This window comes from Pseudoflavonifractor sp. 60 (assembly GCF_009911645.1).
Taxonomy (GTDB): Bacteria; Bacillota; Clostridia; order Oscillospirales; family Oscillospiraceae; genus Lawsonibacter.
Genome location: NZ_QWKI01000270.1, coordinates 1 through 1,333 on the forward strand (window position 1 = coordinate 1; position 1,333 = coordinate 1,333).

Annotated in this window: 1 protein-coding gene and 1 pseudogene; both read left to right on the forward strand. The window is 47.9% G+C overall.

The window, feature by feature from the left end; all coding sequences use genetic code 11:
- Positions 1-154: 154 nt before the first annotated feature.
- Positions 155-748: pseudogene (locus D1646_RS21290) on the forward strand (CD0415/CD1112 family protein); the annotation flags it as partial.
- 176 nt (positions 749-924) lie between these two features.
- Complete coding sequence (locus tag D1646_RS21295) at positions 925-1,293, forward strand: PrgI family protein (RefSeq protein ID WP_160638366.1); 369 nt, start codon at positions 925-927, stop codon at positions 1,291-1,293.
- Positions 1,294-1,333: the final 40 nt, after the last annotated feature.

Genomic DNA, 1,333 nt, shown 5'->3' on the forward strand with positions numbered 1-1,333 from the left:
TTTTGATGTTGACCGTGTTGACCTCAAAAATCAACTGTTATACTTGATTCGGGCCGCATAACTGAACATTTTATAGTGCAACCGGACACAGTGAGCTATTCGCTGTGTCCGGTTTTTGCGTTTATTTGAAAAACCTACTTGACAAAACACACTGGACGTTGATACGTACATGTTCTTTAAGTGGATTTTCAAGGCGTGGGTGGCGGTGTATCTCGTCACCCACACCTTTGATATTACTATGGCTGTGTTCGATATGGCGCAGCACGTCGTTTCCGGCGCGGCGGGCGTGATCGGCGGCAGCACGAATATAGACGTGGACGCCGCCCTGTCGTCCATGCAGGCCGGGCTTGACGCTATGGAAATCCCCGAACTCTTATTGCTCGTCATGGAAACAAGCCTTGTCAGCCTGTGCATGAAAATCATGTCGGTGCTGATAACGGTAATCCTGTACGGGCGCATGATAGAAATATACCTGTATTGCTCGGTTGCGCCTATCCCATTCGCAACGATGACAAACCGGGAGTGGGGGCAGATTGGAAACAACTACCTCAAATCCCTTATCGCCCTCGGATTTCAGGGCTTTTTGATTATGATATGCGTCGGCATTTACGCGGTTTTGGTGAACAGCATGATAATAGCGGACAATCTGCACAGCGCGATATTCTCCCTTGCAGCCTATACCGTTATCCTCTGTTTCTCCCTGTTCAAATCCGGCGCACTGGCGAAGTCGATATTCTCCGCGCATTAGCGGCGTGTCAAGGGTAGGGTGGAGATTTTCAGAGCGAAGCGGCGAAAATACTACCCAACCTTGACGCGGATAACCCCATATAATACGGGCGGGCAAAGGGCAAAGATTGACCTTTGCCTTGATTACCCTTATGGGAAGTTACAGCAACACCAAACCCAGAGAAAGGAGGTTTTCACTTGGCGTATGTACCCGTACCCAAAGACTTATCCAAAGTCAAGACAAAAGTAGCGTTCAACCTTACCAAACGGCAGATTGTATGTTTTGCGGCGGCTCTCCTGTTCGGCTTGCCGCTTTTCTTTCTGCTCAAAGACAGCACAGGCACAAGCCTTGCGTCTATGGCTATGATTGCCGTCATGCTGCCCTGTTTCCTGTTCGCCATGTATGAAAAGCATGGACAGCCCCTTGAAGTGGTGGTGAAGAACATCATTCAGACGAAATTCATAGCCCCCAAAGAACGACCATACAGGACAGACAACTTTTATTCCGTCTTAGAACGGCAGAGAAAACTTGAAAAGTCTGCAAAGGAAAAGTCAATAGGAAAATGAAATAAATTTGTGGACATAGAGGAAGGAGAAAAAAGCAACA